Below are 24,859 nucleotides of genomic sequence, written 5' to 3' on the forward strand. Positions count from 1 at the left end.
ACCCACCCCAAAGACTTTAATGCTCCTGCATGTATGACGCAGAATCATTTAGGAGAGTTCGGTCACATTTGCATCACTAATTGCTGTCAACCCCAGGTCAACCGGGGTCAACGCGCCGATCAACACGGCGTCAGGGCCGCTCCAGCCGATGGGTCAGGCTCGTGTGCCGCCGCCCGGCCCCCTTGGTCCGTACGGCCTGGGCCAGCGCCCGCCGCGACCCCACGATCACCACCAGCCTCTTGGCCCGGGTGATCGCGGTGTACAGCAGGTTGCGCTGCAACATCATCCACGCGCTGGTGGCCAGCGGAATCACCACCGCCGGATACTCACTGCCCTGACTGCGGTGGATGGAGACGGCATAGGCGTGAGCCAGCTCGTCCAGCTCGTCGAAGGCGTAGTCGACCTCTTCGTCCTCGTCCGTGCGCACGGTGAGACTGTGGTCGTCGGGACGGATGCCAGTGACGATCCCCACCGTCCCGTTGAACACCCCCGCCGCACCCTTGTCATAGTTGTTGCGCAACTGGGTGACCTTGTCACCCACCCGGAAGACCCGCCCCCCGTAACGCCGCTCGGGCATGCCCTCCCGCGCCGGCGTCAACGCCTCCTGCAACGCCATGTTGAGCGCGCCCGCCCCCGCCGCACCACGATGCATCGGCGCCAGCACCTGCACCTCACGCCGGGCGTCCAGCCCGAACCTGGCCGGGATCCGCCGCGCCACGACATCCACCGTCATCGCCGCGATCTCCTCCGGCTCCTCACACGGAAACAGAAAGAAGTCCGACATACCGGCCAGCACCGGATGATGCCCGGTGTTCACCCGGTGAGCGTTGGTGACCACCCCCGACTCCTGCGCCTGACGGAAGATCTGCGTCAACCGCACCCGGGGCACGTCCGCGGCCGCCAGCAGATCCTTCAGCACCTCCCCGGCCCCCACCGACGGAAGCTGGTCCACATCACCCACCAGCAACAGATGCGTGCCCGGCGCCACGGCCTTGAGCAGCTTGTTGGCCAGCAGCAGATCCAGCATCGACGCCTCGTCCACCACCACCAGGTCCGCATCCAGCGGATTGTCACGGTCGAACGTGGCCTCCCCACCCGGCCGCAACTGCAACAACCGGTGAACAGTGGTGGCCTCGTGCCCGGTCAGCTCCGACAACCTCTTGGCCGCCCGGCCCGTCGGCGCCGCCAGGATCACCCTGGCCCGCCTGGCCCTGGCCAGCGTCACGATCGACCGCACGGTGAAACTCTTGCCGCAACCCGGCCCGCCGGTCAGCACCGCCACCTTGCACGTCAGCGCCAGCCGCACCGCCTGACGCTGCTCCGGCGCCAGCTCCGCACCCGTCTGGGCGGCCAGCCACCGCTCGGCCCGCTCCCAGTCGACCTCGGCGAAGGCCCGCAACCGGTCATGACCACTGTGCAGCAACGACAACAACCCCCCGGCCAGCGACACCTCGGCCCGATGGAAGGGCGGCAGATACACCGCCGGCACACTGTTGTCCCCGGCCGGCACCTGCTCACGCACCACCCCCTCCTCGGCCGCCAGCTCCTCCATGCACCGCGCGGCCAGCTCCGCCGGCACCTCCAGGATCTTCACCGCGTCGGCGACCAGATTGGGCGAGGGCAGGTAACAGTGGCCGTCATCGGCCGCCTGCGACAACGTGTACCGCAGCCCCGCCTTGACCCGCTCAGGACTGTCGTGCGGGATGCCGACGGCCTGAGCGATGGTGTCGGCCGTCTTGAACCCGATACCCCACACCTCATCGGCCAGCCGGTACGGCTGCTCACGCACCACCGAGATCGACGACTCACCGTACTGCTTGAAGATCCGCACCGCGATCGAGGTGGACACCCCCACCCCCTGCAAAAAGATCATCACCTCCTTGATGACCTTCTGCTCCTCCCACGCGGCCGCGATCATCTTCGTCCGCTTGGGACCCAGCCCCGGCACCTCCACCAGCCGCTGCGGCTCCTGCTCGATCACCTCCAGCGTCCCGGTACCGAAATGATCGACGATCCGCTCGGCCATCTTCGGCCCGATCCCCTTGATCAGCCCCGACCCCAGATAACGCCGGATACCCTGCACCGTGGCCGGCAACACCGTCGTGTAGGACCACACCTCGAACTGCCGTCCGTACCGAGGATGAGACGTCCAGCGCCCCCGCAACCGCAGCGACTCCCCGACCTGCGCCCCCAGCAGCGGCCCCACCACCGTCAACAGCTCCGCCCCCGACCGCTCGGTGGCCACCCGCGCGATCGTGTACCCCGTCTCCTCACTGGCGAACGTGATGCGTTCCAGCACGGCGGAAAGCTCGGTACCGACGACACCAGACGCACTCTCGCCCACCGCTCGCCCCTCCCACCGATACACCTGCGGTGCCAGGGTAGAGGAATCACCACTTATGAGAACCGTGACCACCCGCCGCCCCAGCCGCCGATCTCAAGGCGACCGCGACGCAGGGGCGAGGGGGCGACCACAGGCACACCTGTGGCGCCGGTGATCGAGGCCGGGGGAGTGCCCCCCTGAGGGCCTCGACACGCAGTCAGGACCCGACGACCACCCCGTCAGCACCCACCCCCGACGGCACCCCTTACAGTGACACCGGTGAAGATCAGACAAGGCCGCCCCGGCGACGACGCGCTCCTCCTGACCATGTTCGACAGCGCCGTGCAATGGCTCGTCAGCCAGGGACGCACCGGCCAATGGGGCACCCGCCCCTTCACCGGCGACCCCCGCCGCACCCAGCAGGCCACCGACTGGCTCGCCGGCGGCGGCATGCGCATCGCCGAACTCGACGGCGAGCCGGCCGGCTGCATCGTCGTCGGCGACGCCCTGCCCTACGTCACCCCCGCCACCGAACCCGAGCTCTACGTCCAGGTCCTCGTCATCGACCAGCGCCACTCCGGCCGAGCCGTCGGACGGCACCTACTGCAATGGGCCTTCCAGGAAGCCCGCGACCGCGGCCTCGGACTCGTCCGCGTCGACTGCTACGCCGGCGACGACGGCCGCCTCGTCTCCTACTACGAAAGCTGCGGATTCACCCGCGAGGCACCCTTCACCGTGGGGGAGTGGCCCGGCATGATCCTCCACCACCGCCCCTGAACCCCGCCCACCCCGAGCCCGACCCGGGCCAGGGCCTCACACCAGCGCCAGCTGCGCCGCCCGCGGCCCCCGCCCCACCGGCTCCGGCGCACCGCACCGCATCCCATAAACCCGGCACAACTGCGCGATCTGCCCCGTGATGCGCTGCTCATAGCCGGGGGAGGGGAGACCCGCCCGATCGTAGAGCTCCTCATAACGCTCCACCAGGTGCGGATGCGCCCCGGCCAACCACCGCAAGTACCACTGCCGCGTCCCCGGCGGCAACCGCAACACCACCGGCTCCACCGCCACCGCCCCCGCACCCGCGATCCGCCGCACCGTCGCCGTCAACTGGTCAGCGGCATCACTCAGCAACGGCAACACCGGCCCCATCAGCACCCGGCACTCCACCCCGGCCTCCACCAGCGCCGACACCAACTCCAACCGAGCCTGCGCCCCCACCGCCCCCGGCTCCACCGCACGCCTGATCCGCTCGTCCACGAACGCGATCGACACCGCCACCCGCGCACCGGCCCCCGCCAGCACGGACGCGTCCCGCAACACCAGAGCACTCCTGGTGTACACCGTGAACGGCACCCCCGCCGCCCCCAGCGCCCCCACCACCCCCGGCATCAACCGGTACCTCTCCTCAGCGGCCTGATAACAGTCGCCACCCACCCCCACCGCCAGCGGCTCACCCGCCCACCGCTCCAGCTCCGACCGCAACCGCTCCACCACGTTCGCCCGGACCACGATCCGCGTGTCGAAATCAGCCCCCGCGTCCAACCCCCACCTGCGATGACCGTCGCGCGCCCCGCACCCCAGACACGCATGCGCACAACCCCGATAAGGCGAGACCGCCCACCGCTCGGCGATGCCCGCACTCCCCGGCACCCGCTCGATCACCGTACGGGCCTGCGTCTCATAGAAACCGTCACGCACCACCGCACGCCGCTCGATCAGCGGCCGGTCGTCGACGGCCTCGACAAGCGCCAGCGCATCCCAACCCACCCGACCAGTGGAACACGCATTCGACTGCCTTTTCAAGCGGAACCCCCCCACTAAACTGGCACACCCGTCCCACTTACCAGCCCCCGAGGAACCCACCCCATGGCCTGGATCCTGCTCGCCTTCGCCATCGCCTCCGAAGTCCTGGCCACCACCGCACTCAAACTCAGCAACGGCCTCACCCACATCGGCTGGACCATCGCCGTCGCCACCGGCTACATCACCTCCTTCGTCCTGCTCGCCCGCGCACTCAAACTCCAACTCGACATGGGCACCGCCTACGCCGTCTGGTCCGGCGCCGGCACCGCCGCCATCGCCCTCATCGGCGCCACCCTCATGGGCGAAACCCTCACCCCCCTCAAAATCGGCGGCATCCTCCTCATCATCGGCGGCGTCATCGTCCTCAACCTCGCCGGCAGCCACTGACAAGCAGGCACCCAGAAAACGCGTTGAACACCCCCCACCCCCTCCCTACACTGCCCCCGTGCTCACACCCGAATACCCCATCACCACCCCCCGCCTCCACCTACGCCCCTTCACCCCCGACGACCTCGACGCCCTCCACGCCTACGAATCCCGCCCCGACGTCGCCCGCTACCTCTACTGGGAACCCCGCGACCGCCACACCACCGCCACCTTCCTCGACAAGAAGATCACCCGCCACAGCCTCCACGACGAAGGCGACGCCCTCGACCTGGCCATCACCCTGCGCACCACCGGCCAGCTCATCGGCAACACCCTGCTCATCTGGACCAGCAGACAACACCGCCAAGGCGAGATCGGCTACGTCCTGCACCCCGACCACCACGGCCACGGCTACGCCCCCGAAGCCGCCCGCCACATGCTCGACCTCGGCTTCACCCACCTCGGCCTCCACCGCATCACCGGCCGCCTCGACGCCCGCAACAAACCCTCCGCCCGCGTCCTGGAAAAACTCGGCATGCGCCACGAAGCCACCCTCGTCGACAATGAGATCGTCAAAGGCGAATGGACCAGCGAAACCATCTACGCCATGCTCGAAACCGAATGGACCCCATGACCGTCCACCACCTCGCCCTGCAAACCGACTGGGAACACGCCCAGCAAGCGGGGGAGTACCGCATCTCCACCCTCGGCCACACCCTCGACGACATCGGCTTCATCCACCTCAGCCGCGACCACACCCAGCTGCGCACCGTCCACGACACCTACTACACCGCCGTCACCCAGCCGCTCCTCGTCCTCGACATCGACCCCACCGGCCTGGACATCCGCACCGAGAACGGCTACCCCCACCTGTACGGCCCCCTCCCGCTCACCGCCGTCACCGCCACCCACCCCTACACCCCCTGACCGCCCGTCCACCCCATCGACCGGAACAACCGCAACACATGCGGCGGCGTCCCCACCACCTGCGTGCGCCCCGCCCGGCACGACAGCACCAGCAGCCGCGCCCCCTCCACCCCCAGGAAAGCCAGCCCGCTCACGTCCACCACCAGCGACTCGTCGATCCGCCGCGCCCGCTCCAGCGCCTCGGCCAGCGCCGCCTGGTTGGTCGCGTCCACCTCGCCCACCAGCGAGATGATCGACGGTCCGGGCATCGGGCAGCACGTGATGCGCAACTGGTGGTCGACGTAGAGGAGTTGGGGGAGGGACGCGCACCCGAGGGGGTCCGGGGTATTCACGACAAAGCCGCCATTCCCGGGCTCTCACATGCCCGGCTTCGCAAACAGGGGAGTGGACCGTGGACCGTGCGGCCGGTGAGCCCCACCGAGGCCGCCACCCCCCCAAGGACCAGGGCAGCCCCACCGAGGCCGGAGGGGTTTCACGCCCCCCATTCACACACCCGCACCCCGACAGCATAGAGCAGCCGTCCGACCGCCGTGCGTAATCGCCGGGATCTCCAGAACGGGACGACCAGCGCTTTTAAGGACGATTTACCCAAACCAAACAGAATCCACGTTCTGTACGGTATGAGCAGTTTGTCCAGCTAGAGGCGGTTCACGAAGCGGGAGGCGGCCCGCTGGCTCATGCCGGTCTCGCCGCGTACCAGGAAGACGGCTTCCTGGATCTGGCCGACCGCCTTCAGCTCGCGGGCCTGGTCGACCAGGTCGACACTGGGGTTGGGGCGATTTCGGGGGCTCTTGGTGAGCCGGACGGCCAAGATGATCAGCCAGATGACGGCGGCGACGATGACGGCGGTGAGTGCGACGAGGCCGGCCGTCGAGGCCGCCAGGGCCGTCGGCGCCGTGAGGATCAGGCTGGACGTCGTCAGGCTGGACATGGCAGGAATCTGCCCGGCGTGTGACCGTTCATGCGGGGTGTTTTTGCCGGGTCGTGGCGTGTGGCTGGTTGCTCGATAATGAACATTATGTCAAGTAGATCGGATGGAGGGCCTCCTCCGCCTTCCGGTCACGGCCCAGGGGCGGCCTCGGGCCGGCGGGCGTTGCTCGTGGGGAAGCTGTGAAGTTTTTTCTGCCGTTCCCGCCCCCGTCGTGATCTTGGCGGCCGGATTGGGGTGCGGCGTGATCTGGGGTTTCGTGGGTCCGGCGGTGCTCCCCTGGGTGCTGACGGGGTGTTTGACGCTGTGTTGATTCGCTGTCTTTGTCATGGTGGGTGGATTTAGGGTAGAGCTCCTGCCTATTCGCTCAGCGAGAGGAGCAGCACGTGGGGACCGAATCGGTTTTATGTCCGGTGTGTCAGGGGGTTCTGCCCGCTTCGGGCAGGGAGGCGTACACCCCGCTGCGGGGCCGGTTGATCGTGACGAACGGGTACTGCGCGGGCGGGCACGCCGAGGGGCGTGCCGAGGCGGCGCAGGTCGAGCAGGTGGAGCAGACGCGGCAGGTGGCGCGTCCGATGCCGGCCCAGCCTGTGGTGCAGGGTGTGGTGGCGCCGGTGCCGATGGGGCGGCGCTGAGTTTCGGCTGAGTCCCCGCCGTGTCCCCACCGCGTCTCGGCCGTGTCTCATCGGTGGCCGGGGGTGGTGTGCCAGTAGTCGCGGGTCTGTACGGCCAGCCCGTCGGGGTTGAAGCGGGCGAAGACGCAGCCCGCGAGGGTGACGGGGTGGCCGTTGTCGAGGGCGTGGACCCGGTATTCGATGGCGGCCTGGTCGCCGTCGACGATGGGGGTGGTGAAGGTGACGTGGGGGTCGCTTTCGCCGGTGAAGGATTGCCGGATGTAGTCGGCGATGGCGTGTTTTCCGTGGTGGGGTGGGCGGAAGGGCATGCTGGTGTGGGTGGCGTCGTCGCTGTAAAGGGCGATGATGGCGGTGGTGTCGTGGTGGGTCCAGCCGTGTTGCCAGGTGTCGGCGAAGTGCTGGGCGGCTGTCTGGGTGTCCATGGGGACCATTGTGGGCGGGTTGGGGTTCCTGGTCGGGGTTGAGGTGGTCTCCCCCGCCGGGATTTTCCGGGCATATCAGGGCAATATGGCTGCTCAGCGCAGGTGTCTGTGGTGATTTGTCAGCATCGGTGGAAGATTCGTGTCAACATCTAGAGATGTCTGGGCCTCATGGGACTGCCGTTGACGGCGGTACTGGTGGTGTTCCTCCGGTCGCGATCGGTTGACACCCCCGCTCCCCCTTTGCCCGCTGCCCCTTTGACGTCTCCGCGAAGGAAGTTCCGCGTTGCGTATCCTGCTCCTTTGTTCCTCGTTCAACGGCCTGACCCAGCGTGCCTGGCTGGAGCTGCGGCGGGCCGGCCATGACGTGAGCGTCGAGCTGGCGGTCTCGGAGCAGGCGATGGTGGAGGCGGCCGAGCTGGCCAAGCCGGATCTGGTGATCTGCCCGTTCCTGAAGGAGCGGGTGCCGCAGGCGTTGTGGCGCGGGCACCGTACGGTGATCATCCATCCGGGGCCGCCCGGTGACCGCGGGCCCTCCTCGCTGGACTGGGCGATCGCCGAAGGCGAGCGCGAGTGGGGGGTGACGGCGCTGCAGGCGGTGGAGGAGATGGACGCGGGCCCCATCTGGGGGTGGCGGACGTTCCCGATGCCGCCGGAGCCGCCGCGCAAGTCGGCGCTGTACAACGGGCCGGTGGCCGACGCGGCGGTGGAGCTGGTGGCGGAGGTGGCGGTCAAGGCGGCCGACCCGTTGTTCGCGCCGGTGCCGCTGGACTACCGCTCCCCCGAGGTGACGGGACGGTTGCGGCGTGCGATGCGGCATGCCGACCGGGAGTTCTCCTGGGAGCAGCCGGCCGAGGAGATCGTGCGGGTGGTGCGGGCGGCCGACGGTTCGCCGGGCGGGCGGGCGCGGTTGTGCGAGCTGCCGGTGCGGGTGTTCGACGTGCACCGGGGTCCCGATCTGGCGGGTGCGCCGGGGGCGGTGGCGGCGCGGCGTGAGGGGGCGGTGCTGGTGCACGCCGGTTCCGGGACGGTGTGGGTGGGTCATCTGCGCCTGGAGGAGGGCGGGGTGAAGCTGCCGGCGTCGATGGTGCTGGGTGAGCGGCTGACGGGGGTGGGTGAGCGGGCCGGTTACCGGGAGATCGCCTATGAGCGTGGCGAGGACGTGGGGGTGGTGAGTTTCGACTTCTACAACGGCGCCATGTCGACCGATCAGTGCCGGCGGCTGGCGGCGGCGTTGCGGTACGCGGCGGCGCAGGACACGCGGGTGCTGGTGGTGCGCGGTGGTGAGGTGTTCTCCAACGGCATCCATCTGAACGTGATCGAGGCGGCGCGTCATCCGGAGCTGGAGGCGTGGATGAACATCAACGCGATCAACGCGGTGTGCCGGGAGATCGTGGCGTGCACCTCGCAGCTGGTGGTGACGTCGATCGCGGGGAACGCGGGGGCGGGCGGGGTGATGATGGGCCTGGGGGCCGACCGGGTGATCGTGCGGGAGCCGGTGGTGCTCAATCCGCATTACCGGACGATGGGGTTGTTCGGCAGTGAGTTCTGGACGTACGTGCTGCCGCGGCGGGTGGGGGCCGAGCGGGCGCTGGAGCTGACCGGGCGGGCGTTGCCGGTGGGGGCGTCGGAGGCGGTGGAGCTGGGGCTGGCCGACCGGGCGGTGGGCGGGTCGCGGCAGGAGTTCGAGCGGCGGGTGCTGGATTACGCTCATCGGCTGGCCCAGGACCCCTCCTATGAGGGGTTGCTGGCGGCGCGGCGGCAGGTGCGGGAGGCCGATGACCGGCGTAAGCCGCTGGACGCCTATCGGGCCGAGGAGCTGGCGGAGATGAGCCGGGACATGTTCGACGATCGTCACGGGTTCCGGGCGGCGCGGCGGGCGTTCGTGGGGAAGGTGAAGGCGTCGGCCACTCCCCCGCATCTGGCGGGTGTTCGGGAGTTGTCCGGCGCGTCGGACCCCTCGGTCCCGTTCGCATCTCATATGTGAGATATGGTCTCGTGTTGTGGCAGATGATTATCTTGTGCGGATCGGCAGGCTCATCCGGGACGCGCGTCAGCATCGCGGTTGGACGCAGCTTCAGCTGGCCGACGCGCTGGCGACGAGTCAGAGCGCGGTCAACCGGATCGAGCGCGGCAACCAGAACATCAGTCTTGAGATGATCGCCCGGATCGGGGAGGCGCTCGACAGCGAGATCGTGTCCCTGGGGTATGCCGGTCCGATGCATCTGCGGGTGGTGGGCGGGCGGCGGCTGTCGGGCAGCATCGACGTCAAGACGTCCAAGAACGCTTGCGTGGCGTTGCTGTGCGCGTCGTTGCTGAACAACGGCCGGACGATCTTGCGTAAGGTGGCGCGGATCGAGGAGGTCTACCGGATCCTGGAGGTGCTGGCCTCGATCGGGGTGCGGGCGCGGTGGATCAACGAGGGCAACGACCTGGAGATCGTGCCGCCGGCCCGGCTGGAGCTGGAGGCGATGGACACCGAGGCGGCCCGCCGTACCCGTAGCGTGATCATGTTCCTGGGTCCGCTGATGCACCGTACGGGCCAGTTCCAGATCCCGTACGCGGGCGGCTGCGACCTGGGGACGCGTACGGTGCAGCCGCACATGTCGGCGCTGAAGCACTTCGGGCTGGACATCACCGCGACGGGCGGTTTCTACCACGCCAAGGTCGACGGCGGGGCGGCTCCGGCGCGGCCGATCGTGCTGACCGAGCGCGGCGACACCGTGACGGAGAACGCGCTGCTGGCCGCGGCCCGTCATCCGGGGGTGACGGTGATCCGCAACGCCTCCTCCAACTACATGGTGCAGGACCTGTGCTTCTTCCTGGAGCAGCTGGGCGTGCGGGTGGAGGGCATCGGCACCACGACGCTGACGGTGCACGGGCTGGCCTCCATCGAGCGGGACGTCGACTACTCCCCTTCGGAGGACCCGGTCGAGGCGATGAGCCTGCTGGCGGCGGCGGTGGTGACCAGTTCGGAGCTGACGATCTGCCGGGTGCCGGTGGAGTTCCTGGAGATCGAGCTGGCGGTCCTGGAGGAGATGGGGCTCGACTGCGACCGGACGGGTGAGTACTGGGCGGCCAACGGGCGTACCCGGCTGGTGGACCTGACGGTGCGGCCCTCCAAGCTGGCCTCCCCCATCGACAAGATCCATCCGATGCCGTTCCCGGGGCTGAACATCGACAACGTGCCGTTCTTCGCCGCGATCGCGGCCGCGGCGCAGGGGTCGACGCTGATCCACGACTGGGTCTATGACAACCGGGCCATCTACCTGACGGAGCTGACCCGGCTGGGCGCCTCGGTCAAGCTGCTGGACCCGCACCGGGTGCTGGTGGAGGGGCCCACGCGCTGGCGCAGCGCGGAGATGATGTGCCCGCCGGCGCTGCGTCCGGCGGTGGTGGTGCTGCTGGCGATGATGGCGGCCGAGGGCACGTCGGTGCTGCGCAACGTGTACGTGATCAACCGCGGCTACGAGGACCTGGCCGAGCGGCTGAACGCGCTGGGGGCGCGCATCGAGACCTTCCGCGACATCTGATTTTCGTCGGTGGCGGCCGCTACCGTCTCCTCTGCAGGCAACATCATCTGCATGCGTCGCCGAGATGTGAGGAGGGGAGCCGGTGCGGCCCGCGGAGCTCGACAGGTTGACGGTGGGACAGGCGGCTGACCGCTACGTGGAGCTGGTGGTGGCCAAGACGTCCACGGGGGCGCTGTCCCCGGCCACGGCCGAGGTCTACGCGCGTGACGTGGCCACGCTGGTGGCGCTGGCCGGCGCGGAGGTGGTGCTGGACGACCTGACCGGCGAGGACGTCGATGCGATCTTGCTGGCGTTCGCACGCAAGCCCGACGCGCGGCAGGCGGCGGCCCCCGGGCCAGGGTCGGGGCCGGGTCCGGGGTCGGGGCAGTCGCCGTCCTCGCAGGCGCGGTTCCGGCGGTCGATCTCGGCGTTGTTCAAGCACGCCACGCTGGCCGGGTGGGTGCAGATCAACCCGATGACGGCGGCCACGGTGACGGCCAAGCAGCGGGGCGGGCTGCGTCCGGAGCGGCGGGCGCTGACGCGGGAGCAGGCCCAGGGGCTGATCGGGGCGGCCCGGCAGTTGCGGGAGGCGCCCGAGCAGGACGGTAAGCGGCGCGACCAGCGCACGCAGCTGCGTGACGCGGTGATCGTGCTGCTGCTGTCGACGGTGGGGCCGCGGGTGTCGGAGCTGGTGCGCGCCAACGTGGAGGACTTCTACACCAACGACGGGGTGCGCTACTGGCGGATCTTCGGCAAGGGCGGCCGTACGCGTGACGTGCCGCTGCCCGACGACGTGGCCGAGGTGTTGCAGGCCTATCTGGCGCGTGGCCGGGGGCAGGTGGCCGGCGCCGACGGTGACAAGGCGTTGCTGCTGTCGTGGCGGGGGCGGCGGCTGGCGCGGGGTGACGTGCAGGCGGTGATCGACCGGGTGCAGCGGCACGTCGATCCCGACCAGCGGCGTTCGGTGACCCCGCACGGGCTGCGGCACACCACGGCCACCCATCTGCTGGCCGACGCCGTCGACATGGACGCGGTGCGGCGGGTGCTGGGGCACAGCGACCTGTCGACGCTGGGGCGCTACCGCGATGAGCTGCCCGGGGAGCTGGAGGTGGCCATGCGGTCGCATCCGCTGCTGCGTGACAAACCCTCCCGATGAGCGGTCGCCGGCCTTGCGCGGGCCGGTGATCGGGCCGGTGATCGGGATGGTGATGGCGGCCATCGGTCCGGTGATTGGCCGGGAGGCGGGCGGGGCTGGTTGGCTCGGCGGCGTGAACGCACAGATCACCACCGGATGGGTGGACATCGCAGGTATGACGGCCTACACGGCCCTGCCCGTGGGAACGCGGCGGCCTGTGGGCGTGCTGGTCGCCGGTGAGATCTTCGGGGTGAGCCGGTACGCCCGGCGGATGCCCGACCGGCTGGCCGGGCTCGGACACGTCGTGTGCTCGGTGGCGGGCGAGCTGGGGTTGTCGGCGGCGGTGGCGCTCTACCCGGGCTGGCTGACGGGCACCGACCTGCCGCTCAGCCGGCCGGAACCGACACTGGAGCCGGCCGCGCGGGCGCCGGGACGGCTGGTGGTGCTGCTCGGCGCCGACGACCCGATCATCGACGCACGCCAGCAGGAGGCGATCGGCGAGCGGCTGGAGACGGTGGTGTATCCGGGCGCCGGCCACGGGTTCGCCGCCGACGAGCGCGACAGCTTCCACCCGGCCTCGGCGCGCGAGGCCTGGCGGCTGATCGAGGAGGTGCTGGACCAGGTGCGCCGCTCACCGCAGACGGCCGGCTGACCTTTCAGGTGCGGGCGGGGGTGGCGCGCACGGCCAGACGGTCGAGGGAGATGCCCAGCACGTCGGCCAGCGAGGCGATGGTGAAGAACGCCGGCGTGGCGATGCGCCCGGTCTCGATCTTGCGGAGGGTCTCGGCGGACATGCCGGCGGCGGCGGCTATCTCGACGATGCTGCGCTCGCCTCGGGCCTGACGCAGCATGTGGCCGAGCTGCTCGCCGCGCAGCCGCTCCTCGGGGGTCAGCGGGGATCGCACCATGCCCCCAGCCTACACCCCCGGGATACTTATACCGGTATTGTTATCGCCCCCGCGGGGGTCGGGTCAGGGGATGCGGGACACCTCCGGGAAACCACCACCCGACCCTTCGAACAGGCGCGTCGCCTTCCCCCGCAGGTGCAGATCGAAGAACGCCCCGACATAGGCGCGCTGAGCCGCCACCGACCGTCGCGCATCGATCGTCCCGACGAAATCGGCCACCGCCACCCCGCCCTTGGGCAGCGCCGCGGCGACCTGCGGCAGCAGCGCCTGCAGGTCGGTGAACGAACCGTGCGCGGCGCCCTTGAACCGCAGCTCCCGCTTCCACCCGGTCGAGGCCCGCCAGAACGACCTCCAGCTCGGCTCGCTCTCCCGCGTGTGCGCCTCGGCCGCCAGCTGCAGGAACGGCCTGGCCACCCCGGTGACGGCCACCGGCCCCACATAACCGCCGTCCAGATTGACCCCCGCCACCACCCGCCGGTCGTCGTGGACGAGCTGGGCCGCCACCGACCCGCCCAGCGACTGCCCCAGCGCCCCCACCCGCGACAGATCCGGCGCACCCCGCAACCCGGCGGGCAACGCCACACCCCCGATCGCCTCCCCCCGCCCCAGAGCGGCCACCCGATCCAGCACGAACCGCATGTCGGCCAGCCGCGCCCGCGCATGCCGCTCCAGCAACCCGGCGATGACCCGCGGCGTCAGCTTGGCCGGCAACGGCAACGCCCGCACCACCCGCCCACCGGGGAACTCCACCTGATCGGCCTCAAAGGTGTGATCCACCGTGACGACGAGATAGCCACGCGAAGCCAGATCCTGCACCAGCGCCGTGCCCAGCGTGCGCGGCCCGCCGTCCCCCGAACCGAACAGCACCACGGGCAGCCTGCCTCCGCCGCGCTCCACCGGCGCGCCGGAACGCGCCGCGGTGACGGTGGCGGCCCAGTCGACCGCCCCCTTGGCGATCCCCATGGGTGGCGCGGAACGACGATCCCAGTCGGCGGCGGCCAGCGGCGCCATGTGCGGGGCCGGTGGCAGCGCGCTGCGCGCGGCCGGGTACCACAAACTGACCATCAGCTCCCGATACCGCTTCGACCTCACCAGCGGGTCGGGACGCGACCGGTCGACCAGGCGCACGGCCACCGTCCCCACGGGGAGAGGACCAGCGGGCGCGGGCAGGGTGAGCGTGACCGCGGGCCGCCCTTGCTGCTCCTGCACGGCGGTGGCGGGCGCGAGGGCCAGGGCGGCGACGGCCAGATGAGCCGCGTACGTCATCACGGACATGCCGGTTCTCCTCCAACGGAACGACAACGGGGATGTGCGCCGACACTGGCAGCCGCGCCCGCCGACCGGCCAGCGGCCACAGGCTGACCTGCGGGTACGACTTTCGGATGAGAGCCCCCGATGTTCATCCCCGAGGAGGATGGGGGGCGCCACGGCCCGGCCTTTAGGGTGGGCGCATGAACCCGGCCGCCCGCCTGACCACGACGATCCGCTCGGTGCCGCCCACGGCCGCCGACGCACTGCTGGCCGCCGTCATCTTCACCGTCACACTGGGCCCCGGACGGGTGACCGAAGGCGGCCCGCACACGCTCGCGCTCCAGGTCGCCCTGGTGGCGCCACTGGTATGGCGGCGGCGCGCCCCGCTACTCGTCCTGTGCGCCACCGGCGGCGCGGCCGCCCTCCAATGGGTTGCCGGCGTGCAACTCCCCGCCGACGCCGCCCTGCTGGTCGCGCTCTACACGGTCGCCGCCCACCGCCCCTGGCGGGCCGCGCTGGCCGCCACGCTCGCACTGGAGACCGGCGTCGTGCTGGCCGCCACCCGCTGGGCGCCACCGGGACAGACGCCGTTCACGGTGGCCGCGCTCAGCGCGATGTCGGCCGCCGCCCTGGCCGCCGGCCTGTGGACGCGGGCACGGCAGACCCACCTCACCTTCCTCGAACGCGACCGCGACCAGCGGGCCCGCCTGGCGGTCGCCGAGGAACGCGCCCGGATGACCCGCGACATGCACGACATCGTCACCCACAACCTGTCGGTCATGGTGGCCCTGGCCGACAGCGCCGCCTACGTCCACGACCGGGTACCCCGCCAGGCCGCCGCCGCCATGACCCAGATCGCCGACACCGGCCGCCAGGCACTGCGCGACATGCGCCGCTCCCTCGGCGCCGACCAGGGGGCCGACCAGGGGGCCGACCAGGAGGAGGCCGCCCTCCACCCGGCGCCCGGCATCGCCCAGCTCCACCCCCTGGCCGACCGCATGCGCTCCGCCGGCCTGCCGACCCGCCTCCACATCACCGGGAACCCCGCCGACGTCCCCGCCGCGGCCCAGCTCACCCTCTACCGGCTGGCCCAGGAGGCGCTGACGAACACGCTGCGGCACGCCCCCGGCGCCCAGGCCCACGTCCAGGTGCGCCTCACCCCCGCGCGGGCCGACATCGAGGTCACCGACGACGGCCGCCACCCCACCACCCCCCAACCCGCCGGGAGAGGACTGGCCGGGATGCGCGAACGCGTCACCGCCTACGACGGCACCCTGCACGCCGGCCCCGCCCCCGGCGGCGGCTGGCAGGTCACCGCCACCCTCGACCTGACCGGCCCGGACACGCCATGACCATCCGGCTGCTGATCGCCGACGACGAAGCACTGCTGCGCATGGCCTTCCGCATGGTCCTGGACGCCGAACCCGACCTCCACGTCGCCGGCGAGGCCACCGACGGAGACCAGGCCACCCGCCTGGCCCGGCACCTGCGCCCCGACGTCGTCCTCATGGACGTCCGCATGCCCGGCCTCGACGGCATCCAGGCCACCCGGCAGATCGCCCGCGACTGCCCCACCTCCCGCGTGCTCATCCTGACCACCTTCGACCTCGACGAGTACGCCTTCGCCGGACTCAAAGCCGGCGCCGCCGGATTCCTGCCCAAGAACACCCCGCCCGCCGACCTGCTCAGCGCCATCCGCAACGTCGCCGCCGGCGAAGCCGTCCTGTCGCCACGCGTCACCCGCCGCCTGCTGGAGAAATTCGCCCCCCAGCTCACCCCAGACCCCCGCGAACAGGACCGGCGGCTGCGACAGCTCACCGCCCGCGAACACGACGTCCTCGTCCAGGTGGCACGCGGACTGTCCAACGCCGAAGTAGCCGCCTCACTGCACCTGGCCGAAGCCACCGTCAAGACCCACCTCAGCCGCGTCCTGCTCAAACTCGGGCTGCGCCACCGCGCCCAGGTCGTGGTCTTCGCCTACGAGAGCGGACTCGTCCGCCCCTCCTCCTGACCCCGCTCCGCCCGCTCCACCAAAGCGGCGATCCGCGCGCTCACCAGCGGCCACACCCCCGGCGGGAACCCATGCCCCATGCCGTCCACCAGCAGGAACTCCGCCCCCGCGATCGCCTGCGCCGTGGCCCGCCCACCGGCCGGATCGGCGACGGCATCAGCCGCGCCATGGATCACCAACGCCGGCACCGCCACCCCGCCCAACCCCTCCCGCCGGTCACCCGACCCGATCACCGCGGCCGCCTGCCGCAACATGCCCGCCAGCGACCAGCCCCGATCCCACACCCGCTCCGCCAACGCCCGAACCGCCTCCACATCGGCCGCCACACCACCGGTCACGGCCCCGGCCACCATCCGCTCCACATACAACTCCCGCGTCGTCGGCGGCGGCCCGCCAACAGGCGGCGGAACCCCCGGACGCGGTGGCGGCGTCATCCGGTCACCGGCGGTGGACATGATCGACGTCAGCGACCTGACCCGGCCCGGATGCCCGATCGCCACCGCCTGAGCGATCATCCCGCCCAGCGAGGCGCCCACCAGATGCACGCCGTCCAGCCCCAGAACATCCAGCAAGCCCACCGTGTCGGCCACCAGATCGTCCAGCGTGTACGCCAGCGACGACAGATCACCCGCCAGCGCCGCCCCGAAATCCGGCTCCCCCGCACCGTCGAACCGCGTCGAGCGCCCGCAGTCACGACCGTCGAAACGGATCACCTGCAGGCCATGCCCCACCAGCGCCGCACACAACCCGTCAGGCCAGCTGATCAACTGCCCGCCCGCCCCCATGATCAGCAACACGGGCGGCGCGGCCCGATCCCCCAGCCGCTCGTACACGATCTCCACCCGGGAAGGCCCCACCCCGAACGCCCGCTCCTCACCCATCCGCTCCCCCTCCTCCCGCACCGGAACCAGCAGATCCGTCACCAGCTCCTCAACCGGCGTGCACGCCGGATCCGACACGTACACCTCCCGCAAAGGCCCGCTCACCGCCAGCCCCCGCTCGGCACACCACGCCAGAACGGCATGCACCGTCAACGAGATCTGGTCATAAGGCCCCACATGAGTGGCACGCGCGAACATCCCACCCGGCAACACCCCCACCTCGGCCCCGCCACCGGGCTTCGCGTCACCTTCCAGAATCAACCCCACCCGGACCTGCACCACCTCGCCCACATCCACCGGGAACAACCCCACCAACCGAACCGGCCCCCGCACCCCCTCAAGCAACCGCGCCACCGCCGCGGACGTAGCCCGCCCCACATCCTCCAACCCCGCCGCCCGCTCACCCACGAACGCCGCCCGCCACCCCGGCTCCCGCACCAACCCCACCTCAGGCGCTGGCAACCCCTCAGCCAGCACCCGCTCCAACGACGCCAACGTCCGCCGCCGCCGCGCCAACTCCGCCTCCAACGACACCCGGACCGACTCCAGCGCCCCCGTCTCCCCCGACAACACCCGCCCCACCACCGGCAACGGCACATCCAACGACCGCAACAACCCGATCGACAACGCCTCCCGCGCCTGCCCAGCCCGGTAATACCGATAACCCGTCCCCGCATCCACATACGCCGGACGCAACAACCCCAACTCGTCGTAATGCCGCAACTGCTTCACACTCAACCGACCAAGCCGCGCGAACTGCCCAATCGACAGCAACTCCTCATCCACCAGCACACACCCTCACGTAACGTCAGACCCATGACCCTGTCCATCGGCCAAGTCGCCAAACTGGCCGGCATCACCGTACGGACCCTCCACCACTACGACGAGATCGCCCTCCTCACCCCCAGCCAACGCACCACCGCCGGCTACCGCCGCTACACCGACCACGACCTCCTCCGCCTCCAGCAAATCCTCCTCTACCGCGAACTCGGCTTCCCCCTCGAAGAGATCACCGACATCCTCGACCACCCCCACACCGACGAACTCACCCACCTCCACCGCCAACACGAACTCCTCACCCGCAAAGCCCAACGCCTCCACCACGTCATCACCAACGTCGAACGCGCCATCCACGCCCACACCCAGCGCATCACCCTCACCCCCCAAGAGCGCTTCGACATCTTCGGCGACTTCCACCCCGAAGACCACCAACCCGAAGTCCAACGCCGCTGGGGCCACACCGACACCTACGCCGAAAGCCGCCGCCGCGCCGCCACCCACACCAAAACCGACTGGCTCCACCTCACCACCGAAGCCGCCGCCATCGACGACGACCTGCGGGCCGCCCACACCCGCGGCCACGCCCCCGACAGCCCCCACGTCATGGACATCGCCGAACGGCACCGCGCCCACATCACCCGCTGGTTCTACGACTGCACCCCCGAACACCACCGGCGCCTCGGCGACCTCTACGCCACCGACCCCCGCTTCACCGCCCACTACGACCGCCTCGCCCCCGGCCTGGCCGCCTACTACCGCCAAGCCATCCACGCCAACAGCGCCCGGCAGCAGAAGTAGACAGGCCCGCGTGACCCCGCCGTTCGCCGGCCCGGGGAACGCTCAACCACCAGGACTGCCGGCACAACAACGAGAACCCCGCGACGGACACCCCACGGACTGAGGAGCGCCGCCCTCCTGACCTCGATGATGGGCTTGTGCTGCTCACCTTATGATCTTGTGCAAACCCATCGGCTTTACAATGTAGATTTCTAAGCTCCGAGATCGAGAGCCGCGGCCGTGAGCGCCCGTGCCCGGCGCGGTGAGGTCACCAGCTCCACCGTGTCCGACAACTGATCGATGCACCCCGCCACCGGCAACCCCCTGATCACCGGGTCCGTCACCGACTCCATCAGCGCCCGCGCGAACCGCTCCCCGCCGATCACCTGGAACGGCCGGTCGAAGAACCCCCGCACCCCCTCCTCCAGCCGTCCGGTCAGCGCCATGCGGTTCTGCAGCGCGGCCAGCCGTCCGTAGGCAGCCGTCAGGCCCTGCTCGCGCTCCCGGAACGAGCGCGCCGCCATCGCCGCCTCCAGCGCCTCGCCCAGCTCGGCCGAGCCCGGCAACCGCGCCAGCGCGCTGCCCAGCCATTTGGCGTACGGCGGATAGCGGCGCCGCAGCAGCAACGCCAGCCGCATCACCTCCCGCGCCAGCCGCGCCCCCACCACGGCGGAACCGAGCTCGTCCCCGACCTCCGCGCACCGCCCCGGGAACGGCTCCTCCTGGCCGATGCGCTGCCACTGACAGGCCAGGACGTAGCGCCACACGTCCTGCGGATACCAGCGCAACGCCTGCCGGACCGCCTCCAGCCCCTCGCCCGGCAGACCGTCGCAGAACACCTCGCCCCCCGTCACCTCGGCCAGGCTCTGCCACGGCACGGACAACCAGTCCAGCAGCGACACCCCCTGGCGCGGGTCGAACCCGAGCCGTCCCACCAGCCACTCCCCCAGCTCGGCGACCACGACGCCCGGCTGGCGGACCCCGTGATACTCGAAGACCGTGTCAAAACCGCCGAACCGGTCGGGCAGCCCCGCCGTGACACGCTCGCGTACCGGCTCCACCTGGCCGGCGGGCACGAACAGCAGGACCCGCGGCCCCCAGTCATGGTCGGCCGAGCGGGCCGTGTCGAACTCGAGCACCTCCGACCCCGGGCCGATCAGCGCGGCGCTGTGCCGCACCCCGGGCAGCAGCGGCGCCACGACCTCGCCGTAGAAGGCGCGAGAAAGCTCAATACCAGGCACAAAGTTGGACATCACGCCGTCAACTCTGCACGAGCACCGCCCGAACCTCACCCGGTTTTCCCGCCGCCGGTGACAGCGTGGTCCGCGACCGGACACGCCAGGGGGAGGGACCCGTTGAGCAAGGTCGTCGCCGACATCTCTGTATCACTGGACGGCTACGTCACCGGCCCCGACCCCGGCCTGGAGCACGGCCTCGGCACCGGCGGCGAACTCCTGCACGCCTGGGCCCGCCAGCCCACCGACGTCGACGCGCGCGTCCTGGGCGGCGCCGTCCGCGACACCGGAGCGGTCATCATGGGACGGCGCACCTTCGACGTGGTCGACGGCCCCTACGGCTGGGGCGACCCGCTCGCCTACGGTTCGGCCCGCGACCAGCCGCAGGCGCCGCCCGTGTTCGTCGTCACCCACGTCCCGCCCTCGGCGGTACGCCGGCCCGAACTGTTCACCTTCGTCACCGACGGCCCCGCCGCGGCCGTCGAGCAGGCCCGCACCGTGGCGGGGGACGGCGACATCGTCATCATGGGCGGCGCCGACCTGATCGGCCAGGCCACCGACGAGGGGCTGCTCGACGAGTTGCGCCTGCACCTGGTGCCGTTGCTGCTGGGCGCCGGCACCCGTCTGTTCGCCCGGGTACGTCCGCGCCAGTGGGAGCCGGTCGAGACGCACTTCTCCCCGCTGGCCACCCACCTGACCTATCGCGCCATCATCTGAACCCCGGCGGGATCGGGGCCGGTCACCTGGCAGGCCAGCACCGGCCTGCGGCGGTACCCGATCCGCTCGTACACCTTGATCGCCGCGGTGTTGACGTCGTCCACCATCAGGGCCGCGCGTCCGTGCGTGGCCACGAGCTGGGACGACCCCCACCCGCACACCCGCTCGGCCAGCCCCCGCCCGCGGAAGCGGGCGGCCGTGGCGACCCCGGCCAGCAGCCCCACCGACGGCGCGGACCACGCGTCGGCCGCCACCGCCGCCAGCTCGTGCCCCACGCGCACACCGGCCCACCGCCGCACGCCGGGCGCACCCGGCACCGCGTACGACGTGGGCGCGTCACCGGCCAGCAGGGCCGCGACCTCCTGGTCGGCCTCACCATCGAGCCAGCCGACCTCCGGCGGCGGCGCGGCGGGCGCGGCCTTGAGGCTCATCCAGGAGAACGCGCCGCTCTCCCGCACGCCCTCCAGCCCCGCCGCCACCCGCCGCATCAGCTCGCGCTCGCCCAGCGGCCGGTAGGTGGGGCCCAGCTCGGCCAGCGCGTGCCGGACCAGTTCGACGGCGTCGTCCGGATCGTCCGGGTCGCCCCACACCGCCAGCCGGTCGTGCAGGGAGATGCGCGGCGCGCCGGCCACCACCGCGTTCCCCAGCGCCCAGGCGCGGGCCTGGCCGCGCAGGTCCTGGGCGGTCCACATGACCAGGTCGTCGTCGCCGCACGCGGCGCGCAGCACGTCCAGGTCGCGCAGCCGGTGGATCACAAGATCTCGCCGGGCCGGTACGCGGCGGCCTCCGGGTGCTCGGTCACGACCTGGGACACCAGCCGCACCAGCTCCTCGACCTGCGAGGCGGCCGCGCCGGTGAAGGACACCCGGTCGGCCAGCAGCGCCTCCAGCTCGCCGCGGTCCAGCGGGAAGCGCTCGTCGCCGCCCAGCAGGTCCAGCAGCTCGTTGGACGCGCCCCGCGACCGCATCGCCAGCGCCGCGGCCACCGCGTGCTCCTTGATCAGCTCGTGGGCCTGCTCGCGCCCCACGCCGGCGCGGACGGCGGCCATCAGCATCTTGGTCGTGCCCAGGAAGGGCAGGTAGCGGCCCAGCTCGGCCGAGATCACCGCCGGGAACGCGCCGAACTCCTCCAGCACGGTCAGCATCGTCTCCACCAGCCCGTCGAAGGCGAAGAACGCGTCCGGCAGCGCGACCCGGCGCACCACCGAGCACGACACGTCGCCCTCGTTCCACTGGTCGCCGGCCAGCTCGCCCACCATGGAGGCGTAGCCGCGCAGCACCACGGTCAGGCCGTTGACGCGCTCGCAGGAGCGGGTGTTCATCTTGTGGGGCATCGCCGAGGAGCCGACCTGCCCCTCCTTGAACCCCTCGGTGACCAGCTCGTGCCCGGCCATCAGCCGGATCGTCTTGGCCAGCGAGGACGGCGCGGCGGCCAGCTGCACCAGCGCCGAGACCACCTCGAAGTCCAGGGAACGCGGGTAGACCTGGCCGACGCTGGTCAGCCGCCGCGAGAACCCCAGGTGGGCGGTGACCTTGTCCTCCAGCTCGGCCAGCCTGTCCTGCCGGCCGCCCAGCAGGTCGAGCATGTCCTGGGAGGTGCCGACGGGGCCCTTGACGCCGCGCAGCGGGTAGCGCGCGATCAGCTCCTCCAGCCGGTGGTAGGCCACCAGCAGCTCGTCGGCGGCCGAGGCGAACCGCTTGCCCAGCGTCGTGGCCTGCGCCGCCACGTTGTGGGAACGTCCGGCCATGACCGTGGCCGTGTGCTCCCCGGCCAGCGAGGCCAGGCGGGCCAGCAGCGCCACGACGCGGTCGCGTACCAGCAGCAGGCTGTCGCGGATCTGCAGCTGCTCGACGTTCTCGGTCAGGTCGCGCGAGGTCATGCCCTTGTGCACCTGCTCGTGCCCGGCCAGCGCGTTGAACTCCTCGATGCGCGCCTTGACGTCGTGGCGGGTGACGCGCTCGCGCGCCGCGATGGACTCCAGGTCGACCTGCTCGACGACCTTCTCGTAGTCGGCTATCGCGCCCTCGGGCACCGCCACCCCGAGCTCGGCCTGCGCCCGCAGCACCGCCAGCCACAACCGCCGCTCAGCGATGATCTTGTACTCGGGAGACCACAGGCGGGCCAGCCCGGGTGAGGCGTAGCGGGCGGCCAGGACGTTCGGGATGCGCGGCTTGGAAGTCACGTTGGACAAGTGTATTCACACCCCGTTACCGGCACCGCATCCAGTCCGCACGGCCCGTCCCGCGCCTGCGGTCACCGCGGGGGTCACCGGTTCCCATGCGGCCCCGCCGGCCTCGCGAACGGCCCCTGACCAGCACCGTCCTGCATACGGCCGGACCGGAACCATGTTTCCTCCTGTCCTGGCCGGTAAGTACAGGAGGTCGCGAGGAAACGACCAGAAAGGCATGAACATGAGCACCGACGACAAGATCCGCAACAAGGCCCAGGAGCTCAAGGGACGCGCCAAGAAGAACGTCGGCGACGCCACCGACAACGAACGGCTCCAGGCCGAAGGCCGCGCCGACCAGACCAAGGGCGGCCTGAAGCAGGCGGGCGAGAAGGCGAAGGACGCCGGCAAGAAGGTCAGGGACGCCTTCAAGAAGTGACCGCACGCTCCTGGCTGTGAACCGCGCCGGCCACCCGCCGCCGCCTGGGACGGACAGACACCGGACCCGCCGTGCCGCGATCGGCTGCCGCAGATCGGCTCGATGTTGCCGATCCGCAGCAGCCGACAGGCCGCACGGCGGGTCACGCCGACTCCGCACCGCCTCCGCCCGCCTTCCGGCCTACGAGACCGTCGCCGGACGCCGGCTGTCGCACTCCGCTAGCTGTTGCACTCCCTGGACAGGACCTTGCCGGTCTTGGCGTCCGTGCAGGTCTTGCAGGTACGGTTCGGGCTCGCCGGGAGCGGTTCCTTGGTGGTCGTGCACTCGCGCTCGGTGGACTGCTCCTGCTTCTGGGTCTTCTGCTCGCAGTACTGCTTCTTGAACCCGCCGCCCTTCATGTCACGGCAGTAGTAGCACCTCTTGTTGCCCTCCTCCAGCCACTTGCACTTCGGAGCGCGACCGGCGGCACAGTCGGCGAGCGCGACGGACGTGGTGGGCGTGGTGGGCATGGTGGCGCCGGTGTGGGCTTGGGCCCCCAGCGCCTGCGAGGCCATCGAAGGGGCGAGGGCGGCAGCGACAAGGGCGCTGACAGCGCATGCTTCCTTGAACACGTTTCCTCCCGCAGAACATCTTCCTCTGGCCCCTCCATCGTGGCCCGCCATTGTGGGGACGCGTCAATACACAAGCCCGGAATTTATTCTCCGCCGCCGAACGCATGTCTTCACCCTAAACGCTGAATCGCATTTCTCGTACGCCGCCGAAGCCGTCATCAGAAGCCTTCTTTGCTTTTCCTGGCCGCTTTATCTCGTCGCTCTGCCGTACGCTTCACACGTGTTTCCCGGCCCTGACATGAGCCAGGCTCACTTACGCCTTCTCGTCCGGACAGCCGATTGACTGGTCCGACCTCACCGGATGCTCCGACATCCCCGTCAACGGCACCCCAGGGGCGGTCGGCGGCGCACAGGTGACCACCCGCGCCGTCATCCACGAGAGCCTCGCCCGCTTCAGGACGCTGTTCGACCAGAGCGTCACCTTCAACGACGTGTAACATCCCGCAGCCTTTCTGGACCGGCACGACGACCAGCCGCGCGAGATGTTCTCCGTGCCGTCCGGCAGGTGGTGGTGATCGCCAGAAAATGGATCGAAGTCCGACGACTGATCCGCTAGCGTCTGTTTCGCAAGTCCCCCTCAGATCCGTCGGGTCTGGTGAGGGCACGGGTCGAAGTTCGTCGGTTACCACTTCTAATGGGGCGGTCGCAGGTTCGAGTCCTGCCCGGGGCCAACGCTCCGGTAGCTCAGTCGGCAGAGCACCTGAACGCCGGTGAACGTCCCACATCCGTGTCCTCTCCAGGCCTCGCCGGTCCGTCAAGTCAGCATGGCCCGGTGGCACGGGTCGAATCCGGTCGGTTACCACAGGGTTCGATTCCTTCCGGCCCCTCCTCATGGGGCCGGCCGCCCAGATCGGCTGGGCACCCGGTCGGAAACCCCACATCCGTGCCGTCGGCCGGCTGGCGACGGAATGACGGCGGGTCGACGTCGTTCGGTCATCTCCGGCACCGGCGGTCGCGGGGTTCGAGTCCCCGCTGCGCGAGTTCTCGCGCACAGCTCAGCGGTGGAGCTCCGGTCCTGACCCGGTCGACGCACC

The 24,859-nt window shown here is 70.6% G+C and carries 26 protein-coding genes; 14 read left to right on the top strand and 12 right to left on the bottom strand.

Annotated features, from left to right (window positions below; translation table 11 throughout):
* Positions 1-130 precede the first annotated feature (130 nt).
* The gene (locus ACIA8R_RS43435; RefSeq protein WP_364088597.1) at positions 131-2,299 is read right to left on the bottom strand and encodes an ATP-dependent RecD-like DNA helicase; all 2,169 of its coding nucleotides are present in this window, start codon (positions 2,297-2,299) and stop codon (positions 131-133) included.
* Positions 2,300-2,602: 303 nt separating this feature from the next.
* Here ACIA8R_RS43435 and ACIA8R_RS43440 point away from each other — a divergent pair, with 303 nt between their 5' ends.
* A complete protein-coding gene (locus tag ACIA8R_RS43440) occupies positions 2,603-3,100 on the top strand; it encodes a GNAT family N-acetyltransferase (RefSeq protein WP_357699773.1) in 498 nt (165 codons plus the stop codon).
* A 36-nt stretch (positions 3,101-3,136) separates the two neighbouring features.
* On the opposite strand, the gene ACIA8R_RS43445 is transcribed toward ACIA8R_RS43440, so the two are convergent.
* The gene (locus ACIA8R_RS43445; RefSeq protein WP_357699775.1) at positions 3,137-4,090 is read right to left on the bottom strand and encodes a radical SAM protein; all 954 of its coding nucleotides are present in this window, start codon (positions 4,088-4,090) and stop codon (positions 3,137-3,139) included.
* Between the two features lie 99 nt (positions 4,091-4,189).
* On the opposite strand from ACIA8R_RS43445, the gene ACIA8R_RS43450 reads away from it, so the two are divergent.
* From ACIA8R_RS43450 to ACIA8R_RS43460, 3 genes are read left to right on the top strand one after another with little or no spacing between them, the layout of a single operon-like run.
* The gene (locus ACIA8R_RS43450; protein WP_357699777.1) at positions 4,190-4,513 is read left to right on the top strand and encodes a multidrug efflux SMR transporter; all 324 of its coding nucleotides are present in this window, start codon (positions 4,190-4,192) and stop codon (positions 4,511-4,513) included.
* Between the two features lie 58 nt (positions 4,514-4,571).
* Positions 4,572-5,126 carry a GNAT family N-acetyltransferase gene (locus tag ACIA8R_RS43455; protein WP_364088592.1) on the top strand — a complete coding sequence of 185 codons (555 nt, stop codon included), beginning with the start codon at positions 4,572-4,574 and terminating at the stop codon, positions 5,124-5,126.
* Positions 5,123-5,419: a DUF952 domain-containing protein gene (locus tag ACIA8R_RS43460; RefSeq protein ID WP_357699781.1), complete on the top strand. Its 297-nt coding sequence runs from the start codon at positions 5,123-5,125 to the stop codon at positions 5,417-5,419. Before ACIA8R_RS43455 ends, ACIA8R_RS43460 begins: the two co-directional genes overlap by 4 nt.
* Here the strand turns inward: ACIA8R_RS43460 and ACIA8R_RS43465 are convergent.
* Both ACIA8R_RS43465 and ACIA8R_RS43470 read right to left on the bottom strand, forming a co-directional pair.
* Complete coding sequence (locus tag ACIA8R_RS43465) at positions 5,407-5,751, bottom strand: STAS domain-containing protein (protein WP_357699783.1); 345 nt, start codon at positions 5,749-5,751, stop codon at positions 5,407-5,409. The genes ACIA8R_RS43460 and ACIA8R_RS43465 overlap by 13 nt on opposite strands.
* Before the next feature lie 305 nt (positions 5,752-6,056).
* Entirely contained in the window at positions 6,057-6,350 is a 294-nt protein-coding gene (locus tag ACIA8R_RS43470; protein WP_397043471.1) for a hypothetical protein, read from the bottom strand.
* A gap of 410 nt (positions 6,351-6,760) precedes the next feature.
* Between ACIA8R_RS43470 and ACIA8R_RS43475 the strand changes: the two genes are divergently transcribed.
* Positions 6,761-6,982 carry a hypothetical protein gene (locus ACIA8R_RS43475; protein ID WP_397043473.1) on the top strand — a complete coding sequence of 74 codons (222 nt, stop codon included), beginning with the start codon at positions 6,761-6,763 and terminating at the stop codon, positions 6,980-6,982.
* Positions 6,983-7,029: 47 nt separating this feature from the next.
* Here ACIA8R_RS43475 and ACIA8R_RS43480 read toward each other — a convergent pair whose 3' ends face one another.
* On the bottom strand, positions 7,030-7,404 hold the full coding sequence (locus tag ACIA8R_RS43480; RefSeq protein WP_364088585.1) for a nuclear transport factor 2 family protein: 375 nt from the start codon (positions 7,402-7,404) through the stop codon (positions 7,030-7,032).
* A gap of 283 nt (positions 7,405-7,687) precedes the next feature.
* On the opposite strand from ACIA8R_RS43480, the gene ACIA8R_RS43485 reads away from it, so the two are divergent.
* From ACIA8R_RS43485 to ACIA8R_RS43500, 4 genes are all read left to right on the top strand, one after another.
* On the top strand, positions 7,688-9,388 hold the full coding sequence (locus tag ACIA8R_RS43485; RefSeq protein WP_364088583.1) for an enoyl-CoA hydratase-related protein: 1,701 nt from the start codon (positions 7,688-7,690) through the stop codon (positions 9,386-9,388).
* A gap of 34 nt (positions 9,389-9,422) precedes the next feature.
* Complete coding sequence (locus tag ACIA8R_RS43490; protein ID WP_357699793.1) at positions 9,423-10,934, top strand: UDP-N-acetylglucosamine 1-carboxyvinyltransferase; 1,512 nt, start codon at positions 9,423-9,425, stop codon at positions 10,932-10,934.
* A gap of 82 nt (positions 10,935-11,016) precedes the next feature.
* Positions 11,017-12,069, top strand: coding sequence for a tyrosine-type recombinase/integrase (locus tag ACIA8R_RS43495; protein WP_364088580.1), 1,053 nt, complete (start codon positions 11,017-11,019; stop codon positions 12,067-12,069).
* Between the two features lie 112 nt (positions 12,070-12,181).
* On the top strand, positions 12,182-12,700 hold the full coding sequence (locus tag ACIA8R_RS43500) for a dienelactone hydrolase family protein (protein ID WP_397043476.1): 519 nt from the start codon (positions 12,182-12,184) through the stop codon (positions 12,698-12,700).
* 4 nt (positions 12,701-12,704) lie between these two features.
* Here ACIA8R_RS43500 and ACIA8R_RS43505 read toward each other — a convergent pair whose 3' ends face one another.
* Both ACIA8R_RS43505 and ACIA8R_RS43510 read right to left on the bottom strand, forming a co-directional pair.
* A complete protein-coding gene (locus ACIA8R_RS43505; protein ID WP_357699799.1) occupies positions 12,705-12,956 on the bottom strand; it encodes a helix-turn-helix transcriptional regulator in 252 nt (83 codons plus the stop codon).
* Positions 12,957-13,019: 63 nt separating this feature from the next.
* Positions 13,020-14,231, bottom strand: a complete 1,212-nt coding sequence (locus ACIA8R_RS43510; RefSeq protein WP_397043479.1) for an alpha/beta hydrolase family protein — start codon at positions 14,229-14,231, stop codon at positions 13,020-13,022.
* Between the two features lie 176 nt (positions 14,232-14,407).
* On the opposite strand from ACIA8R_RS43510, the gene ACIA8R_RS43515 reads away from it, so the two are divergent.
* Positions 14,408-15,559: a sensor histidine kinase gene (locus ACIA8R_RS43515; protein WP_397043481.1), complete on the top strand. Its 1,152-nt coding sequence runs from the start codon at positions 14,408-14,410 to the stop codon at positions 15,557-15,559.
* On the top strand, positions 15,556-16,218 hold the full coding sequence (locus ACIA8R_RS43520; RefSeq protein ID WP_397043483.1) for a response regulator: 663 nt from the start codon (positions 15,556-15,558) through the stop codon (positions 16,216-16,218). The genes ACIA8R_RS43515 and ACIA8R_RS43520 overlap by 4 nt, the downstream gene beginning before the upstream one ends.
* On the opposite strand, the gene ACIA8R_RS43525 is transcribed toward ACIA8R_RS43520, so the two are convergent.
* Positions 16,185-17,885 carry an alpha/beta fold hydrolase gene (locus ACIA8R_RS43525; RefSeq protein WP_397043485.1) on the bottom strand — a complete coding sequence of 567 codons (1,701 nt, stop codon included), beginning with the start codon at positions 17,883-17,885 and terminating at the stop codon, positions 16,185-16,187. The genes ACIA8R_RS43520 and ACIA8R_RS43525 overlap by 34 nt on opposite strands.
* Positions 17,886-17,915: 30 nt before the next feature.
* On the opposite strand from ACIA8R_RS43525, the gene ACIA8R_RS43530 reads away from it, so the two are divergent.
* On the top strand, positions 17,916-18,677 hold the full coding sequence (locus tag ACIA8R_RS43530) for a MerR family transcriptional regulator (protein WP_364088568.1): 762 nt from the start codon (positions 17,916-17,918) through the stop codon (positions 18,675-18,677).
* 191 nt (positions 18,678-18,868) lie between these two features.
* On the opposite strand, the gene ACIA8R_RS43535 is transcribed toward ACIA8R_RS43530, so the two are convergent.
* Positions 18,869-19,909: a DUF4037 domain-containing protein gene (locus ACIA8R_RS43535; protein WP_357700089.1), complete on the bottom strand. Its 1,041-nt coding sequence runs from the start codon at positions 19,907-19,909 to the stop codon at positions 18,869-18,871.
* Positions 19,910-20,011: 102 nt separating this feature from the next.
* Between ACIA8R_RS43535 and ACIA8R_RS43540 the strand changes: the two genes are divergently transcribed.
* Complete coding sequence (locus tag ACIA8R_RS43540) at positions 20,012-20,608, top strand: dihydrofolate reductase family protein (protein ID WP_397043487.1); 597 nt, start codon at positions 20,012-20,014, stop codon at positions 20,606-20,608.
* On the opposite strand, the gene ACIA8R_RS43545 is transcribed toward ACIA8R_RS43540, so the two are convergent.
* On the bottom strand, positions 20,590-21,363 hold the full coding sequence (locus ACIA8R_RS43545) for a GNAT family N-acetyltransferase (RefSeq protein WP_397043489.1): 774 nt from the start codon (positions 21,361-21,363) through the stop codon (positions 20,590-20,592). The genes ACIA8R_RS43540 and ACIA8R_RS43545 overlap by 19 nt on opposite strands.
* Positions 21,360-22,790 (bottom strand): adenylosuccinate lyase, encoded by a 1,431-nt coding sequence (gene purB, locus ACIA8R_RS43550; protein WP_397043490.1) that lies wholly within the window; start codon positions 22,788-22,790, stop codon positions 21,360-21,362. Before purB ends, ACIA8R_RS43545 begins: the two co-directional genes overlap by 4 nt.
* A 229-nt stretch (positions 22,791-23,019) precedes the next feature.
* Here purB and ACIA8R_RS43555 point away from each other — a divergent pair, with 229 nt between their 5' ends.
* Complete coding sequence (locus tag ACIA8R_RS43555; RefSeq protein WP_357699819.1) at positions 23,020-23,214, top strand: CsbD family protein; 195 nt, start codon at positions 23,020-23,022, stop codon at positions 23,212-23,214.
* Positions 23,215-23,432: 218 nt separating this feature from the next.
* Here ACIA8R_RS43555 and ACIA8R_RS43560 read toward each other — a convergent pair whose 3' ends face one another.
* Entirely contained in the window at positions 23,433-23,825 is a 393-nt protein-coding gene (locus tag ACIA8R_RS43560; RefSeq protein ID WP_397043492.1) for a hypothetical protein, read from the bottom strand.
* Positions 23,826-24,859 lie beyond the last annotated feature (1,034 nt).

Origin of the sequence: Nonomuraea sp. NPDC051191 (assembly GCF_044455665.1) — a bacterium.
GTDB lineage: Bacteria > Actinomycetota > Actinomycetes > Streptosporangiales > Streptosporangiaceae > Nonomuraea.

Bases quoted from the DNA above. Each gene is read 5' to 3' on its own strand.
- ACIA8R_RS43510 (WP_397043479.1), bottom strand. From the start codon at position 14,231: ATGTCCGTGATGACGTACGCGGCTCATCTGGCCGTCGCCGCCCTGGCC.
- ACIA8R_RS43555 (WP_357699819.1), top strand. From the start codon at position 23,020: ATGAGCACCGACGACAAGATCCGCAACAAGGCCCAGGAGCTCAAGGGA.
- ACIA8R_RS43515 (WP_397043481.1), top strand. From the start codon at position 14,408: ATGAACCCGGCCGCCCGCCTGACCACGACGATCCGCTCGGTGCCGCCC.
- ACIA8R_RS43520 (WP_397043483.1), top strand. From the start codon at position 15,556: ATGACCATCCGGCTGCTGATCGCCGACGACGAAGCACTGCTGCGCATG.
- ACIA8R_RS43535 (WP_357700089.1), bottom strand. From the start codon at position 19,909: ATGTCCAACTTTGTGCCTGGTATTGAGCTTTCTCGCGCCTTCTACGGC.
- ACIA8R_RS43480 (WP_364088585.1), bottom strand. From the start codon at position 7,404: ATGGACACCCAGACAGCCGCCCAGCACTTCGCCGACACCTGGCAACAC.
- ACIA8R_RS43460 (WP_357699781.1), top strand. From the start codon at position 5,123: ATGACCGTCCACCACCTCGCCCTGCAAACCGACTGGGAACACGCCCAG.
- ACIA8R_RS43470 (WP_397043471.1), bottom strand. From the start codon at position 6,350: ATGTCCAGCCTGACGACGTCCAGCCTGATCCTCACGGCGCCGACGGCC.
- ACIA8R_RS43530 (WP_364088568.1), top strand. From the start codon at position 17,916: ATGACCCTGTCCATCGGCCAAGTCGCCAAACTGGCCGGCATCACCGTA.
- ACIA8R_RS43505 (WP_357699799.1), bottom strand. From the start codon at position 12,956: ATGGTGCGATCCCCGCTGACCCCCGAGGAGCGGCTGCGCGGCGAGCAG.
- ACIA8R_RS43450 (WP_357699777.1), top strand. From the start codon at position 4,190: ATGGCCTGGATCCTGCTCGCCTTCGCCATCGCCTCCGAAGTCCTGGCC.